The organism is Pedococcus sp. NPDC057267, from assembly GCF_042668795.1.
Lineage (GTDB): Bacteria > Actinomycetota > Actinomycetes > Actinomycetales > Dermatophilaceae > Pedococcus.
The window spans coordinates 15,318-29,828 of sequence record NZ_JBHUYG010000051.1; the positions used below are offsets into that span (position 1 = coordinate 15,318).

At 74.3% G+C, this 14,511-nt stretch carries 16 protein-coding genes and 2 tRNA genes; 7 read left to right on the plus strand and 11 right to left on the minus strand.

The window, feature by feature from the left end; translation table 11 throughout:
- Positions 1 to 3: 3 nt before the first annotated feature.
- Genes paaC through ACFUC1_RS12260 form a run of 5 tightly spaced genes read left to right on the plus strand, consistent with a single transcriptional unit; the run spans position 4 to position 4,747 of the window.
- Positions 4 to 954: a 1,2-phenylacetyl-CoA epoxidase subunit PaaC gene (gene paaC, locus ACFUC1_RS12240; protein WP_379120066.1), complete on the plus strand. Its 951-nt coding sequence runs from the start codon at positions 4 to 6 to the stop codon at positions 952 to 954.
- Complete coding sequence (gene paaD, locus ACFUC1_RS12245; RefSeq protein ID WP_379120068.1) at positions 951 to 1,538, plus strand: 1,2-phenylacetyl-CoA epoxidase subunit PaaD; 588 nt, start codon at positions 951 to 953, stop codon at positions 1,536 to 1,538. Before paaC ends, paaD begins: the two co-directional genes overlap by 4 nt.
- Entirely contained in the window at positions 1,539 to 2,636 is a 1,098-nt protein-coding gene (gene paaE / locus ACFUC1_RS12250; protein ID WP_379120070.1) for a 1,2-phenylacetyl-CoA epoxidase subunit PaaE, read from the plus strand.
- Between the two features lie 27 nt (positions 2,637 to 2,663).
- A complete protein-coding gene (locus ACFUC1_RS12255; RefSeq protein WP_379120072.1) occupies positions 2,664 to 3,842 on the plus strand; it encodes a thiolase family protein in 1,179 nt (392 codons plus the stop codon).
- Positions 3,839 to 4,747 (plus strand): 3-hydroxyacyl-CoA dehydrogenase family protein, encoded by a 909-nt coding sequence (locus ACFUC1_RS12260; RefSeq protein WP_379120074.1) that lies wholly within the window; start codon positions 3,839 to 3,841, stop codon positions 4,745 to 4,747. Before ACFUC1_RS12255 ends, ACFUC1_RS12260 begins: the two co-directional genes overlap by 4 nt.
- On the opposite strand, the gene ACFUC1_RS12265 is transcribed toward ACFUC1_RS12260, so the two are convergent.
- Positions 4,735 to 5,370 (minus strand): TetR/AcrR family transcriptional regulator, encoded by a 636-nt coding sequence (locus ACFUC1_RS12265; RefSeq protein ID WP_379120076.1) that lies wholly within the window; start codon positions 5,368 to 5,370, stop codon positions 4,735 to 4,737. The two genes, ACFUC1_RS12260 and ACFUC1_RS12265, sit on opposite strands and share 13 nt — an antisense overlap.
- Positions 5,371 to 5,557: 187 nt before the next feature.
- Between ACFUC1_RS12265 and ACFUC1_RS12270 the strand changes: the two genes are divergently transcribed.
- Positions 5,558 to 6,481 carry an NADP-dependent oxidoreductase gene (locus tag ACFUC1_RS12270; RefSeq protein ID WP_379120078.1) on the plus strand — a complete coding sequence of 308 codons (924 nt, stop codon included), beginning with the start codon at positions 5,558 to 5,560 and terminating at the stop codon, positions 6,479 to 6,481.
- A gap of 90 nt (positions 6,482 to 6,571) precedes the next feature.
- On the opposite strand, the gene ACFUC1_RS12275 is transcribed toward ACFUC1_RS12270, so the two are convergent.
- The 10 genes from ACFUC1_RS12275 to ACFUC1_RS12320 all read right to left on the minus strand — a co-directional run bounded on the left by ACFUC1_RS12275 (position 6,572) and on the right by ACFUC1_RS12320 (position 14,088).
- Complete coding sequence (locus ACFUC1_RS12275; RefSeq protein WP_379120080.1) at positions 6,572 to 7,522, minus strand: SDR family NAD(P)-dependent oxidoreductase; 951 nt, start codon at positions 7,520 to 7,522, stop codon at positions 6,572 to 6,574.
- Between the two features lie 108 nt (positions 7,523 to 7,630).
- Positions 7,631 to 7,704 (minus strand) — tRNA-Asp (locus ACFUC1_RS12280).
- Positions 7,705 to 7,733: 29 nt separating this feature from the next.
- Positions 7,734 to 7,806 (minus strand) — tRNA-Glu (locus ACFUC1_RS12285).
- A gap of 107 nt (positions 7,807 to 7,913) precedes the next feature.
- Positions 7,914 to 8,288, minus strand: a complete 375-nt coding sequence (locus ACFUC1_RS12290) for a GntR family transcriptional regulator (RefSeq protein ID WP_379120082.1) — start codon at positions 8,286 to 8,288, stop codon at positions 7,914 to 7,916.
- Positions 8,285 to 9,337: a PHP domain-containing protein gene (locus ACFUC1_RS12295; protein ID WP_379120084.1), complete on the minus strand. Its 1,053-nt coding sequence runs from the start codon at positions 9,335 to 9,337 to the stop codon at positions 8,285 to 8,287. Before ACFUC1_RS12295 ends, ACFUC1_RS12290 begins: the two co-directional genes overlap by 4 nt.
- Positions 9,338 to 9,355: 18 nt before the next feature.
- Complete coding sequence (locus ACFUC1_RS12300) at positions 9,356 to 10,798, minus strand: GuaB1 family IMP dehydrogenase-related protein (protein ID WP_379120086.1); 1,443 nt, start codon at positions 10,796 to 10,798, stop codon at positions 9,356 to 9,358.
- Between the two features lie 101 nt (positions 10,799 to 10,899).
- Positions 10,900 to 11,742, minus strand: coding sequence for an oxidoreductase (locus ACFUC1_RS12305; RefSeq protein WP_379120088.1), 843 nt, complete (start codon positions 11,740 to 11,742; stop codon positions 10,900 to 10,902).
- Complete coding sequence (locus ACFUC1_RS12310; RefSeq protein ID WP_379120090.1) at positions 11,739 to 11,957, minus strand: hypothetical protein; 219 nt, start codon at positions 11,955 to 11,957, stop codon at positions 11,739 to 11,741. The genes ACFUC1_RS12305 and ACFUC1_RS12310 overlap by 4 nt, the downstream gene beginning before the upstream one ends.
- 29 nt (positions 11,958 to 11,986) lie before the next feature.
- Positions 11,987 to 13,090 (minus strand): hypothetical protein, encoded by a 1,104-nt coding sequence (locus ACFUC1_RS12315; protein WP_379120092.1) that lies wholly within the window; start codon positions 13,088 to 13,090, stop codon positions 11,987 to 11,989.
- Positions 13,087 to 14,088 carry a pirin family protein gene (locus tag ACFUC1_RS12320; RefSeq protein ID WP_379120094.1) on the minus strand — a complete coding sequence of 334 codons (1,002 nt, stop codon included), beginning with the start codon at positions 14,086 to 14,088 and terminating at the stop codon, positions 13,087 to 13,089. The genes ACFUC1_RS12315 and ACFUC1_RS12320 overlap by 4 nt, the downstream gene beginning before the upstream one ends.
- A 116-nt stretch (positions 14,089 to 14,204) precedes the next feature.
- On the opposite strand from ACFUC1_RS12320, the gene ACFUC1_RS12325 reads away from it, so the two are divergent.
- Entirely contained in the window at positions 14,205 to 14,420 is a 216-nt protein-coding gene (locus tag ACFUC1_RS12325; protein ID WP_379120096.1) for a hypothetical protein, read from the plus strand.
- The last annotated feature ends 91 nt before the right edge of the window (positions 14,421 to 14,511 follow it).

Genomic DNA, 14,511 nt, shown 5'->3' on the forward strand with positions numbered 1-14,511 from the left:
GTGATGAGCCACCCCACCCCCGACCCGAACGCAGCCGACGGCTCCGTCTACGACGGGCTGCTCGAGCACGAGCCGGCCGGCGACGCCGCCCACTGGGCGTTCGGCACCGACTTCGAGGACCCACTCGCCGGCGTCGACACGACCATCCCCGAGGGGGTCGACCCGGCGGTCCTCGGCGCGTACTCGCTCATGCTCGCCGACGACGCCCTCATCGCCTCGCACCGGCTCTCCGAGTGGTGCAGCCGCGCCCCGGACCTCGAGGAGGACATCGCCCTCGCGAACATCGCGCTCGACCTGCTCGGCCAGGCCCGGCTGCTGCTCGCCCGCGCCGCGGCCGCCGATCCTGCGCTCGTGCCCGCGCTGCCCGAGGGTTCGCCGGTCCCGCCGGAGGACGCGCTCGCGTTCTTCCGGGGCGACCAGGAGTTCCGCAACGTCCGGCTCGTCGAGCTCGACAACGGCGACTTCGCGGTGACCATCGTCAAGCTGCTGCTGTTCTCCTGCGCGCGGATCGCCGTGTTCGAGCGGCTGGTCGACAGCCGCGACCACGTCCTGTCGGCCGTCGCCGCGAAGGGCGTCAAGGAGCTGACGTACCACCGCGACTTCGCCGGCCGATGGTTCCTCACCCTGGCCCAGGGCACCGAGGAGTCCCGGCGCCGGCTGGAGGCCGCGCTGACCTCGGTCTGGCCGCTGTTCGCCGAGCTCTTCGACACCCACGACGCCGAGCGGGCCGCCGCCGAGCAGGGAGTCGGGGTGGACCCGGCGACGGTGGCGGACGAGGTCGGCGTCGTCCTGGCGCAGGTGTTCGCGATGAGCGGCGTGGAGCAGCCCGCTCCGGTCCGGATGGCCGCGGTCGCCGGCCGCACCGGGCGCGACGGCATGCACACCGAGGCCCTGAGCCGTCTGCTCGCCGAGATGCAGTCCGTCGCCCGCGCGCACCCGATGGGGCAGTGGTGACCGCCGTGTCCACCCGCGCCGGGCGGGCGGTCGGCAACCGGACGGCGGGCACCGTGCGCCCGTCCCACGCCCCGGGGTCCGAGCAGTTGCGGGAGCGGGCGTATGCCGTGGCGCGCACCGTCGTCGACCCCGAGCTGCCCATGCTAACGCTCGAGGACCTCGGCGTCCTGCGCGGCGTCGAGGTCGAGGCCGACGGCGCCGTGGTTGTCTCGATCACCCCGACCTACTCCGGCTGCCCGGCGATGGCGACGATGCGCGACGACCTCGTGCGCGAGCTCGCCGTGGCCGGCATCCCCGCCCGGGTCGCGGTGTCCCTGTCCCCGGCGTGGTCCAGCGACTGGATCAGCGAGCACGGTCGCGCCGCCCTGGCCGAGGCGGGGATCTCCGCCCCGCACCCGGTGGGCCGTCGCGTCGGCAGCGGACCCGTGCCGCTCACCCTCGCGCCCACCCGCCGCGCCGTCACCTGCCCCCGGTGCGGCTCCGCGAACACCGCCCTCACCTCCGAGTTCGGGCCGACGTCGTGCAAGGCGCTCTACCGCTGCACGTCCTGCCTCGAGCCGTTCGAGCACGTCAAGGAGATCTGAGTGACCGCAACGGGTTCCCTCCTCGTCCCCGCCGGCCGCCGGCGCGGGCCGCGGTTCCACGAGCTCACCGTGCACTCGGTCGAGCGGCTCACCGACGACTCCGCGGCCGTCACGTTCGACGTGCCCGAGGAGCTCGCGGCCGAGTACGACTTCGCGCCCGGGCAGTCGCTGACCATCCGGCGCACCGTCGACGGCGTGGAGGAGCGGCGGCAGTACTCCATCTGCGCCGCCGCCGGGGAGCGCCCCCGCATCGGCGTCCGCGAGATCCCCGACGGTCTGTTCAGCCGCTGGCTCGTCCGGGAGGTCAGGGCCGGGGACGTCCTCGAGGTGCAGACGCCGTCGGGCTCGTTCCGCGCGGACCCGACCGTGGGCGAGCGGCACCTGTGCATCGCCGCCGGGTCCGGCATCACGCCGATGCTGTCGATCGCCGCGAGCGTGCTCGCCCACCCCGACTCCGAGCTGACGCTGTTCTACGGCAACCGGACCACCGGCTCGGTGATGTTCGCCGAGGAGCTCGCCGACCTCAAGAACCGCTACGGCTCGCGGTTCCAGCTCGTGCACGTCCTCTCGCGCGAGCCGCGCGACGTCCCGCTGTTCTCCGGCCGTCTCGACGCCGAGCGCATCCGCGCCCTCACCGGGGCGTTCGTGCCGATCGACGCGATCGACCACGTCTGGCTCTGCGGGCCGCACGCCATGATCGAGGGGGCTCGCGAGGCGCTGGCCGACCTGGGGGTCGAGCCGAAGCGCGTGCACTTCGAGCTCTTCTACGTCGACGCGCCGCCGCCGGAGCTGCACCGGCCCGACGAGGAGCTCGCCGGTGAGACGAGCGAGGTCACCGTCGTCCTCGACGGGCTGACCAGCACCGCCCCGATCTCGCGGTCGACGAGCATCCTCGACGGAGCGCAGCGCACCCGCACCGACCTGCCGTTCGCCTGCAAGGGCGGGGTCTGCGGCACGTGCCGCGCGCTCGTCCGCGAGGGCGAGGTCGACATGCGCCGCAACTACGCCCTCGAGGACGGCGAGGTCGACGAGGGCTTCGTCCTCACCTGCCAGTCCTACCCCGTCAGCGAGCGCGTCACCGTCGACTTCGACGCCTGAGCGTCCCTGTCCCGCAAGGAGATCCCCGTGCCCGAAGCGTTCATCGTCGACGCCGTCCGCACCCCCATCGGCCGGTATGCCGGTGCACTGGCGTCCGTGCGCCCCGACGACCTGGCGGCCCTCGTGGTGGGTGAGGTCGTCCGCCGTGCCGGGGTGGACCCGTCGCTGGTCGACGAGGTCGTCCTCGGCGCCGCGAACCAGGCGGGGGAGGACAACCGCAACGTCGCCCGCATGGCCTGGCTGCTCGCCGGGCTGCCCGACTCGGTGCCCGCCTTCACCGTCAACCGGCTCTGCGCCTCGGGCATGACCGCGATCACCACGGCGCGCCAGATGGTCGCCGCCGGCGACGCCGACGTCGTCGTGGCCGGCGGGGTCGAGTCGATGACACGGGCACCCTGGGTGCAGGAGAAGCCGGCGAAGGCGTTCGCCCGACCCGGGGCGGCGTTCGACACCTCGATCGGCTGGCGGTTCACCAACCCGCGGTTCGACGCCGACACCACGCTGACCATGCCGCAGACCGCCGAGCGGGTGGCCCAGCGGTGGGGGCTGACCCGGGAGGAACTCGACGCCTTCGCCCTGCGCTCGCACCAGCGGGCGGTGACAGCCATCGAGGCGGGCCGGTTCGAGGCCGAGACCGTGGCGGTCCCCGTCGGCGACGGCGAGGTCGCGGTCGACGAGGGCCCGCGGTCCGACACCAGTCTGGAGAAGCTCGCCCGCCTGCGGCCGCTGCACGGTCCGGACGGACTCGTCACGGCCGGCAACTCCAGCGCCCTCAACGACGGTGCGGCAGCGGTCGTCGTCGCGTCGGAGGCGTTCGTGGAGAAGCACTCCCTCACGCCCCGGGCCCGCATCGTCGGTGGCGCCAGTGCCGGCGTCGCGCCCGACGTCATGGGCATCGGGCCGGTACCCGCCACGCGCAAGGCGCTCGAGCGTGCCGGCTGGACCGTCGACGACCTCGACGCCGTCGAGCTGAACGAGGCGTTCGCCTCGCAGTCCCTCGCCTGCGTCCGTGACCTCAAGCTCGACGAGGAGGTCGTCAACGCCGACGGGGGTGCCATCGCGCTCGGGCACCCGCTGGGCTGCTCGGGCACCCGGATCGTCGTGACCCTGCTCGGCCGGCTGGACCGCGCCGGGGCGCGCCGTGGGCTGGCGACGATGTGCGTCGGCGTCGGGCAGGGCACCGCGCTGCTGCTGGAGCGCCCGTGAGCGCCGGCCCGGGTGCCGCCGCGGCGGCTGCGGCCGAGGCGGCTGCGGCCGAGGCGGCCGAGGGCCGGTTGCCGGCCCGGGTCGGCGTCTACGGCGGCGGCCGGATGGGGGCGGGGATCGCGCATGCCTTCGTCTCCGCCGGTTCGCAGGTGGTCGTCGTCGAGGGCTCGGCGCAGGCCGCCGACGCGGCGGCCGAGCGCATCGCCGGCAGCCTCGCCAAGGGGGCGGACCGCGGGACCCTCGGGGTCGACGCGGAGGCCGCGCGCGCGGCATACCGGACGACGACGGACCCGGCCGACCTCGCCGACGTGACGCTGGTCGTGGAGGCGGTGCCCGAGGACGTCGAGCTCAAGCGGCAGGTGTTCGCCGCGGTCGAGCAGGCGGCGCCGGACGCCGCGCTCGCCACGAACACGAGCTCGCTGTCGATCGACTCGATCGCCGACGGGTTGTCGCGGCCGGAGCGACTGGTCGGCCTGCACTTCTTCAACCCCGTCCCCGTCAGCGACCTCGTCGAGGTCGTCGTCGGGCGGCGCACCGACCCCGGCCTGGTGGACGAGGCCCGCGCGTGGGTCGCCGCCCTGGGCAAGACAGGGATCACGGTGCAGGACGCGCCGGGGTTCGCGAGCAGCCGGCTCGGCGTCGCGATCGCGCTCGAGGCGATGCGGATGGTGCAGGAGGGCGTGGCCAGCGCCGAGGACATCGACACGGCGATGACGCTGGGCTACCGGCACCCGGTGGGGCCGCTGCGCACCACCGACATCGTCGGGCTCGACGTGCGGCTGGCCATCGCGGAGCACCTCGCGCGCGAGCTCGGGCCGCGGTTCGAGCCGCCGCAGCTGCTGCGGGACAAGGTCGCGGCCGGCGAGCTGGGCCGCAAGACGGGGCGCGGCTTCTACGACTGGTGACGGGCCGCGGCGGTCGCCAGGCCGTCGAACGCGATCGTCGTGATGGCCTCGGAGAGCTGGCGCGCGTCGGCCGAGCCGCCGGGTCGGTGCCACTCCACGAGCGAGTTGACCATGCCGAAGAGCAGCCGGCTCACCAGCTGGGGTGACACGTCCGAGCGCAGCGACCCCTCGTTGACGGCCTCCTGCACGAGGGCGGCGAGCCGGGCGTCGATGGCGCGGCGACGGCGCAGGGCCTCCAGCTCGACCTCGCTGTTGCCGCGCACCCGGAGCAGCAGGGTGACCGCGGGCTGGTGCTCGACGAGGACCTCGACCGAGAGCTGCACGGCGCGACGAAGTCGTTGGTATGCGGTCGAACCCGGCTCGTGGCGCTCTGCCTCGTCGATGACCGCGGTGAGGCCGTCGAGGGCCTCGTCGAGCGCCTGCGAGAGCAGGTGCTCCTTGCCCGGGACGTGGTGGTAGATCGCCGACTTGCTGAACCCGAGGGCGCGGGCCAGGTCGCCCATGCTCGTGCCGTCGTAGCCCTGCTCGTTGAACAGGTCGACCGCCCGGCGCAGCACCGTCTGCTGGTCGCGCCCGGGTCGGCCCCGCCGCGGTGCGGTGGTCCCGCCGTCGGTCGTGCTCACGCGGCCACTGTCCCACAAGCTCAACGGGCCACGGGGGTGGTCGCGACGCGCGTCGCACGGGTGATCCCGACGCGTCTCACGGGTCGTCGCGGCGGGGAAGGGGCCTCGGCGCGCCTGCGAGGTTGGTCACGCCGCATTTCGGGCCCCATTCGGAACAGGGGGCGGGGCGCGTGCTGTTGTCCCCACCATGCGAGCAATCACGTATGCGCAGTACGGCGGTCCCGACGTCCTCGAGGTCACCGAGCGGCCTGACCCCCGGGTGGGCCCGGGCGAGGTCCTGGTCCGGGTCCGGTCGGCGTCGGTCAACCCGGTCGACTGGAAGGTCATGGCGGGCTACCTCGACCCGCTGATGCAGGTGGACTTCCCGGCCATCCCCGGGTGGGACGTCGCCGGGGTCGTCGAGGCAGTCGGCCTGGACACGCCCGCGTTCGCGGTCGGTGACGAGGTCGTCGCCTACGCGCGCAAGGACTGGGTGCAGCAGGGCACCTTCGCCGAGCTGGTGTCGGTGCCGGCCCGCACGGCCGCCCGCAAGCCCGCCTCCCTCGACTGGGACCAGGCCGCGGGCCTCCCGCTGGCCGGCCTCACGGCATACCAGCTGCTCACCCGCCTGGGCCTGCGCGAGGGCGAGACAGTCCTCGTGCACGCCGCCGCGGGAGGCGTCGGGGTGCTGGCCGTGCAGATCGCCCGCGCGCTCGGCGCCCGCGTCATCGGCACGGCGTCGGAGTCCAACCACGAGTTCCTGCGGGGGCTCGGCGTGGAGCCGGTGACCTACGGCGACGGGCTCGTCGAGCGGGTCCGGGAGCTGGCGCCGCAGGGCGTCGACGTCGTCGCCGACTTCGTGGGCGACGTGCTCGACGACACCCTCGCCGTGCTCGCCGAGGGTGGCCGGCACGGGTCCGTGGCGGACGGCTCGGTCGCGGAGAAGGGCGGCCTGTACGCGTGGGTGCGCCCCGACTCCGCCGACCTGCAGGCGCTCTCCGACCTCGCCGACGAGGGCAGGCTGACCGTCCCGGTGGCGGCGTCCTTCCCGCTCGAGGAGACGGCGAAGGCGTTCGAGCTCAGCCAGGGCGGCCACGTGCGCGGCAAGATCGCGATCCGCGTCAGCGAGTGAGGCAGTCGTCCGGGCCGGTTGTGCAGCAACCGGACCCGGACGGTCGAGACACGGGAGCGCCCCGGGACCCGTCCCGGGGCGCTTCGTCGTTCACGGCCTCCCGGTCGCCTCGGTGACCGCGCGCCAGAGCCGCTCGCGGGCGGCCTCGGACTCGACCCGCACGGGCGCGTAGTGCGTGGACCGCGCCCGGCGGTCGTGCCAGAACCGTCCGGTCCCGGTCGGCTCCTCGGTCGCGACCAGCCAGACGACGGTGTCGGCGCCCCCGCGGGCGTCGCGCAGGATGGGGCCGGCGACCTTGGCGAAGCCGGGCAGCGAGTCGGTCACCCCGGGGGTGTCCGCCCAGCCGGGGTGCATCGAGTGCACGGCCGTCCCCTGCCCGTCGAGCTCGCGCGCCCAGCGCTCGGCCAGCACCACCTGCATCCGCTTGGTACGGGCGTATGCCGTGGTGCCCGAGTAGGTGCCGCGCGTGTACTCGTAGTCGTCCTCGGGCAGCGGCTGGGCGTACATGCCACCCGAGGACACGACGACGACGCGGCCGCCGGCGAGCAGGTCGCCGAGGGCGAAGGTGAGGGCGTGCGGGCCGAGGACGTGCGTGGCGTACGTCAGCTCGTGTCCCTGCGGGCTGACCCGGCGCTCCGGCGGGAGGACGCCGGCGTTGTGGACCAGGGCGTGGAGCGCGGGCAGCTCGTCGCGCAGCCGCGCGGCATACGCCTCCACGGCGTCGAGGTCGCTGAGGTCGCAGACGTCGAGGTCCGTCTCGGCGGACGGCACCTCGGCGACGAGCCGCCGGCGCGCGGCCTCCAGCCGGTCGGCATCGCGGCCGACGAGGCGCACGTGGGCTCCGAGCCCGGACAGGCCGGCCGCCGTGGCGAGGCCGAGGCCGCCGCTCGCGCCCGTCACGACCACGGTGCGACCGGCGAGGACGCCGGGCCTGGGGTCGGCCGGCCACCAGGCGCGACGCAGCGCCGGGCCCACCTTGCTGTAGCCGAGCACCACCGACTTGTCGAGGAGCCAGTCCAGCCCGTCCGTCACTGCTGCCATGGGAACAACCCTAGGCAGGCTGCCGGGGGCTCGCTCGACCGAGGCCGCGAGTGCGGTGGCCGGGGACGACGAAGGGCCCACACTCTCGTGTGGGCCCTTCGTACTGGGCGACCCCGACGGGACTCGAACCCGCGACCTCCGCCGTGACAGGGCGGCGCGCTAACCAACTGCGCTACGGGGCCTCGGATGGCTCTGAGGCCTTGCAAAACAGTATCCCCAACGGGATTCGAACCCGTGCTACCGCCGTGAAAGGGCGGGGTCCTAGGCCGCTAGACGATGGGGACCGGCACTTCGCCGAACCCTCGCCCAGCGACTGCGCTCGGATCCGTCGAGGACTCCGAAAGCATAGGGGTACCCCGCCCCGATCTCCAAAACGGGCCCCGGGGGCCGATCACCCCCTCGCCTCACGCAGGGCCGTGCGCACGAGGTCGAGCGCCTCCGTGTCGCCCAGACCCGCGGACACGGCTCGACCGGCGAAGTCCGCGGCGCTGCGGCCGAGGGCGATATCCGTGGCCAGCGCCCCCGGCGCGACGACGGTGCCGGCCCGTCGGCCGGTGGTGACGAGCCCGTCGGCCTCGAGCTGCTTGTAGGCGCGGGCGACCGTGTTGACGGCGAGCCCGATCTCGGCGGCCAGCGAGCGGACGGTCGGCAGGTGGTCGCCCTCCCGGAGGTCGCCGTCGGCGATCCGCTGCGCCACCTGCGCCCGCACCTGCTCGAACGGCGGGTCCGCGACCGCGGGGTCGATCGTGACGAGGGGCCGGCTCACGACGCGGACCCCGTCCACTCCAGCAGGCGCTCGACCGGCCACGTGGTGACGATCCGGTCGTCGGGGATGCCGAGGCGCTCGGCGCGCTCGCAGCCGTACGCCTTCATCTCGAGCTGCCCGGGCGCGTGGGCGTCGGAGTCGATCGCGAACAGGCAGCCGACCTCCATCGCCAGCTCGACGAGCTCGTCGGGCGGGTCGCACCGCTCCGGGCGGCTGTTGATCTCCACGGCGGTGCCGTGCTCGGCGCAGGCCTCGAAGACGGCCCGGGCGTCGAACTCCGACTGCGGCCGCTTGCCCCGCGTGCCCTCCACGAGCCGGCCGGTGCAGTGGCCGAGGACGTTGACGCGCGGGTTCGAGACGGCGGCGACCATGCGCCGGGTCATCGGAGCGGCGTTCATCCGCAGCTTGGAGTGGACGCTGGCGGTGACGACGTCGAGCTGCCCCAGCATGCGGTCGGTCTGGTCGAGCGAGCCGTCGTCGAGGATGTCCACCTCGATGCCCTTGAGCAGCCGGAAGCTGTCGCCGAGCGACGCGTTGACCGCGTCGACGATGGCCAGCTGCTTGGTGAGGCGCTCGGCGGTGAGCCCGTTGGCGACCCGCAGCTGCGGGGAGTGGTCGGTCAGCGCGAGCCACTCGTGGCCGAGCTCGACGGCGGTGAGGACCATCTCCTCGATCGGGCTCCCGCCGTCGGACCAGGACGAGTGCGAGTGGCAGTCGCCGGTGATGCGCGCGAGGAGCTCCTCGCCACCGGTGACGAGCGGTTTCGCCTTGTCCTGCAACGTTGCCAGGTATGTCGGGAGCTCCCCGTCCAGCGACTCCGCAACGACTCCCGCGGTGGACTTCCCGATCCCGGGCAGGTCCTGGAGCGTGCCCGCCTCGTGGCGTGCCCGCAGCTCGTCCTCCGGCGTCTCGCGGACGGTGACCACGGCCTTGCGGAAGGCCTCGACGCGGTAGGACCCGGCGCGCTCGCGCTCGAGCAGGAAGGCGATCCGGCGCAGCGCCTCGTCAGGCGCGACGGGGGCGGTGAGGGGGGCGACGGCAGCGACCACGCGGCATACCCTCCCGGCTCACCAGGAGGTGTGCAGCGGCCGGCCCTCGGCGAAGCCGGCAGTGCTCTGCAGCCCCACGACCGCGCGCTCGGCGAACTCCTCGATGGTCCGCGCACCGGCATACGTGAAGCTCGAGCGCACGCCCGCCACGATCTGGTCGATGACGTCCTCGACGCTGGGGCGCTCGGGGTCGATGAACATGCGCGCCGAGGAGATCCCCTCCTCGAAGAGCGCCTTGCGCGCCCGTTCGTATGCCGTGTCCGTCGCCGTGCGGTTGCGCACCGCGCGGCTGCTCGCCATGCCGAAGGACTCCTTGTACCGCCGGCCGCGCTCGTCGGTGAACAGGTCGCCGGGGGACTCCAGGGTCCCGGCGAACCACGAGCCCACCATGACGTTCGAGGCGCCGGCGGCCAGGGCGAGGGCGACGTCGCGCGGGTGGCGCACACCGCCGTCGGCCCAGACGTGCCTGCCGTGCCGCCGGGCCTCGGTGGCGCACTCGAGCACGGCCGAGAACTGGGGGCGCCCGACCGCGGTCATCATCCGGGTGGTGCACATGGCGCCGGGCCCGACGCCGACCTTGACGATGTCGGCCCCGGCCTCGATGAGGTCGCGCGTTCCTGCGGCGGAGACGACGTTGCCCGCCGCCACCGGGACCTGCGGGTCGAGCGCCCGCACGGCCCGCAGCGCGTCGAGCATCTTCTCCTGGTGGCCGTGCGCAGTGTCCATGACGAGCAGGTCGACTCCGGCCTCGAGGAGGGCGGCGGCCTTGCCGGCGACGTCGCCGTTGATGCCGACGGCGGCGGCGATCCGCAGGCGGCCCTGCGCGTCGGTGGCGGGGGTGTAGAGCCGGGCCCGGAGCGCACCCGCGCGCGTGATGATGCCGACGAGCTCGCCGGCGTCGTCGACGACGGGGGCGACGTGGTGGTGGGTGGTCGCGAGGGTGTTGAAGGCCTCCTCCGGGTCCGTGCCGTCGGTGACGAGGACGGGCTCGCGGGTCATGACCTCCTGCACCTGCGTGAACCGGTCGACACCGGTGAGGTCGGCCTCGGTCACGATCCCGATCGGGCGCCGGCCGGACTCGTCGACGACCACGGCGGCGCCGTGGGCCCGCTTGGGCAGCAGGACGAGGGCGGCGCCGGCCGTCTCGTGTGCGCTCAGGGTGATCGGGGTGTCGTGGACGAGGTGGCGCTGCTTGACCCAGGCGGTGACCTCGCTGACCACGTCGACTGGGATGTCCTGCGGGATCACCGCGAGGGCGCCGCGACGGGCGACCGTCTCGGCCATCCGGCGCCCTGCGATCGCGGTCATGTTCGCGACGACGAGGGGGATCGTCGTGCCGCTGCCGTCGGACGTCGTCAGGTCGACGTCGAGGCGGCTCGTGACGTCGGAGCGGCTCGGGACCATGAAGACGTCGTCATAGGTCAGGTCGAGCTGGGGCTGGAGGCCGTTGAGGAACTGCACGCGCCCGAGTCTAGGTCGGGCGCGTGCGGCGGCAGCCCGGCCGCCGCGGGGTGGTCAGGCTGCTGCGGCACCGATGCGCATGCGGATCGGTGCCACCACAGTCAGTGGGAGCCGAACTGGTTGCGGACGATCGCGTCCCACACCCGGTCGCCCCCGACGGTGCGGGCCGTGATGGCGGCGCGGGCGGCGGCGGTGACGACGTACCGGCTGCGTGGCGCGCGCGACTCCACCGCCTTGAGGACGACCTTGGCCACGGCCTCGGGGCCGCTCGCGAGCAGCGGGTTGGAGTAGCCGCCCGTGGTGATGCTCGCGCTGGCCGTGAGCAGGCCGGCATACGGCGAGCCGTCGGTGTCGGCGTGCGCCTCGGACGTCAGCGCGGTCTCCTCGAACCCGGTGCGGATCAGTCCCGGCTCGACGAGGCTGACGGAGATGCCGAAGGGGCGGACCTCGTTGCGCAGGGCGTCGCTGATCGCCTCCACGGCGTACTTGGTGGCGTGGTAGTAGCCGCCGACCGGCCAGGTGAGCCGGCCGCCCATGGAGCCGATGTTGACGATGCGGCCCGAGCGGGCCGCGCGCATCGCCGGGAGCACGAGCTGGGTCAGCCGGGCGAGGCCGAAGACGTTGGTCTCGAACATCTGCCGCACCTTGTCGAGGTCGGTCTCCTCGATCGTTCCGTACTCGCCGTACCCGGCGTTGTTGACGAGCGCGCCGACCCGGCCGTGCTCGTCCTGGACCGCCTGCACGGCCACGGTCATCGACTCCTCGGAGGTCACGTCGAGCGCCAGCACGCGAGCGCCTGCGGACTCGAGGTCGGCCAGGGTCTCCGGCCGCCGCGCTGTCGCGTAGACGGTGTGGCCCGCCTTGACCAGCAGCTCGGCCGTGGCCCTGCCGATCCCCGACGAGCAGCCGGTGACGAGGACGGGGGCGAGGGAGGTGGTGGTCATGGGCGGTCCTTCCCGCGTCGGGCGAGGAACCGTTCCACGCCGGCGTAGGCCACCCACCCGACCGCCAGGGCCGCGAGGAACGCGACCCAGCTCGACAGGTCGGGCCACAGCGCCGTGACGAGCTCGCGGACGAGCACCATCGCGCAGATCGCGACGACGAGCGGCAGGTACGTCGCGGCGCCCGTGCGCCGGGGCCGCTGGGACGTGGGGGCCATGGCGACAGTCTGCCGGACCGCGCGGGGCGTCAGCGCCGCGGCAGCGTGTACCGGGTGACGCCGTCGTCGGTCCGCACGACCAGCCCGTCGCCGTCGAGCAGGAGCAGGTCGAGGCGGCCGGTAGAGGCGACCTGGCCGACCTCGCGCCCGCTGCCGGTGTCGACGACCGTGAGGACGGTCGTCGGGGAGCCCCACCGCAGCGGGTCGAGGGGTGTGCTGTGGCGCTCGCGGGTGACCGCGAGCCCCGCGGTGCGCGCCACGACGTCACCGGTCACCGCGGCGGACCGGCCCGAACCGGTCTGCTCCCGCCCGGTGGCGGGGTCGAGCCCGGTGCCGCCGTCGGGCCCGTCCACGACGAGGGTCCCCGGAGCGACCGTCACGGACGTCACGCGCGGGCCGGGGCCGGCGGCGCAGGCGCCCAGGACCCGGGTCCACAGCGGGTCCGCGCCGTCGTACGCCGCCACGACGCACCGGCCGTCCTGCACCGCGGACAGGACCACGGGACCGTCGGGCACGCCGGTGGACTGGTCGCCGGGGACGAGCCCCTGCCGGCCGTCCACGGGGTCGACGAGCACGACCCCGCCGCCGGACGCGGCTGCGTACACGTGCGGGAGGCCCTGCCCCTCCGGCACCGCGACCCGGCCCGAGCCGGTGGTGCGCCACGCCTCGTGCCCGCCGGCGTCGAGCCCGACGAGGTCGCACGGCGCCGACGCGTCGGCCGGGCACGCCGCGACGAGGGTGCTGCCGCGCCGGGCCGCCAGCGGCACCGCCGCCAGGCCGGGCGGCGGCCGCCAGGTCCAGCGGCCCGTCCCGTCGAGCCCCACCGAGTCCACCCGGCCGGTGCCGGCGACGACGAGCCGCCCGTCCCCGGCATACGCCCGTCCGCCGGCGGCCGAGCCGAGCGAGACCGACTTCCCGGTCCGCAGGTCCAGCGCCGTGTGGTCGCCGCTGAGCAGGACCCGACCCACGACTCGCCCGTCCAGCGGCTTCGCCTGCCAGTCGCCCGCGACGCCGTGCGTGCGGGGTGTGGTTGCGTATGCCGAGAGCGCCAGCGCGGCAGCGACCACCACGACGGCGACGGCGCCGAGGAGGAGCCTGCGGGGGTTGCGGCGCAACGGGTCTGTGCGGCTCACGAGTCCCGGTCGGCCCGGGAGGCGTTGCGGCGCGGGCGGATCCGCACGGCCGGCAACGCGGGGGCGGGCAGGTGCTGGACGGCACCGGCATACCCCTGCACCTCGCCGAACCGGTCGGAGCCGGCCATCCACTCCTCGCGCGCCCGTTCGATGTCCTCGTGGCTGCGGCCGACGAAGTTCCACCACATGACGATCTCCTCCTCGAACGGCGGCCCGCCGAGCAGGAGGGCACGTGCCGTGGTGCCGGACCGGTTGGCGAGGACGAGTGAGCCGACCCCGGGCGGCAGGTGGCCCAGGCCGGCCCGGGGGAGGAGGGTGCCGGCGAGCTCGACCCCCTCGGTGTCGGCGAGGACGCCGTGCTCGTGGGACGGGTCGACGGCGAGCTCGAGCCGGGCGCCGGCCTGCAGGACGACCTCGGCGCCCAGCAGAGGGGTGGCCGTCCGCACCGGTGACACCTGTCCCGCCAGCGAGCCGAGGAACACCGACACGGTCGCGCCCTCGAGCTCGACCGGGGTCGGCGCGTGGTGCTGGAAGTCGCGCGGCGCGTCACGGTCGGAGTCGGGCAGGGCCACCCACAGCTGCACGCCGTGCAGCGTGGTCGTGCCCGGTGTCGACACCTCCGAGTGGGCGATCCCGTGGCCGCCGGTCATGAGGTTGAGCTCGCCGGGGCGGACCAGCGCGTGGGTACCCAGGCTGTCGCGGTGCTCGACTTCCCCCGTGAACAGCCAGCTCACCGTCTGCAGTCCGGTGTGCGGGTGGGGCGGCACGTCCATGCCGCCGGTCCGCGAGACGTCGTCGGGGCCGTAGTGGTCGGCGAAGCACCACGCGCCGATCATCGAGCGCCGGCGCTGCGGCAGCGTGCGCCGGACGGTCATGGCCCGCGGTCCGCCGAGGGGGACGTCACGGGGCTCGAGCACCTCGACGTGGTGGTCACCCGCTGCCGCCCCGTCGGCGCCGTGGCAGACGGTCTCGTGCGGGTCGGTCTCGACGTTGCTCACCCGCACAGTCTGGCAGGACGTTCCATGTGCGGTTTCTGTGAGTTTGTCGGTGATGCGCCCCGTGGGCACCACCGCTGTCCTAGTCTTCCGCCCACCCCGACGAAGGCTGGAGCCTGATGCCACGGCGCTACCTTGAGCTGTACCCCGAGCTGTTCGCCGACCTCGACGAGGCGACCATCAGCCGCTTCCTGCAGACCGTCGGAAGCCGCGGCGACGGCAGCCTGTTCCCGCGCGAGGTCGTCGTGGACGTCGTCAACAGGGTGACGGGCGGCATCTCCTTCCAGGAGCACAGGGAACGCTGGCTGCGCGCGCGGGAGCAACCGACCGGCTAGGTGTACTGACCCGCGAGGTTGTTGACGCGGTTGATGGGTGGTCGTCCGGCGAGGGCGGTGTGGGCGCGGTGGTGGTTGTACTGGTGGAGCC